Annotated in this window: 1 protein-coding gene; it reads right to left on the bottom strand. The window is 67.7% G+C overall.

Going from position 1 to position 538, the window contains the following annotated elements:
• Nucleotides 1–401, bottom strand: a 401-nt coding sequence (locus FAF44_RS53595; RefSeq protein WP_237111182.1) for a hypothetical protein, incomplete at its 3' end; no start/stop codon positions are given.
• Between the last annotated feature and the right edge of the window lie 137 nt (nucleotides 402–538).

The following is a 538-nucleotide window of genomic DNA, read 5'->3' as shown; positions in this document are numbered from 1 at the left end:
ATGTGGAGCGGCTCGTCGAAAGCACGGACTGCAGCCGTCCGTGTCGTCCAATGGGAGCATTCCAGCGTGAGTATCGGGCAGACCGAGGTGTCGGCCAGGGCTGCGACGTGGGCGTCGCCCCAGTCGAGATCGGTCCGCTCAAGCATGGAGGCCAGGGCAATGCCGTGCTCGGTCTCGCGTAGCCCGGCCACCGTGATCTGGTCCATGGTGGCGATGCCGAGCAGCAGGTCGGTGACGTCCCTGGAGTCGGCGTTTCGAGCGGCTGTAGCCACGGCGCGGACGGACATGACCATCGGCTGGCCCTGCTCGTCCCAGCGCGTCACCATCTCCATCAGGTTGAGGTCACCGCGCGCCAGCTCAACCAGGACGCCGGTGTCGAGGATGAGCGGCGGCAGCGTCATTGCGCGGCGTCGCCGGAGATGCCAGCGAGCTGCCGCGCGACGTGCGCCATCCGATGTTCCACGAGAGCATGGTCGGCGTTCTTGTGGGCGCGGTCACGGTGGTGAGTGGCGGGCAGGGAACCGGTTTGAGACCTGGC

This window comes from Nonomuraea sp. MG754425 (assembly GCF_021699195.1).
GTDB lineage: Bacteria > Actinomycetota > Actinomycetes > Streptosporangiales > Streptosporangiaceae > Nonomuraea.
This window is presented reverse-complemented; position numbering and strand designations above follow the sequence as displayed.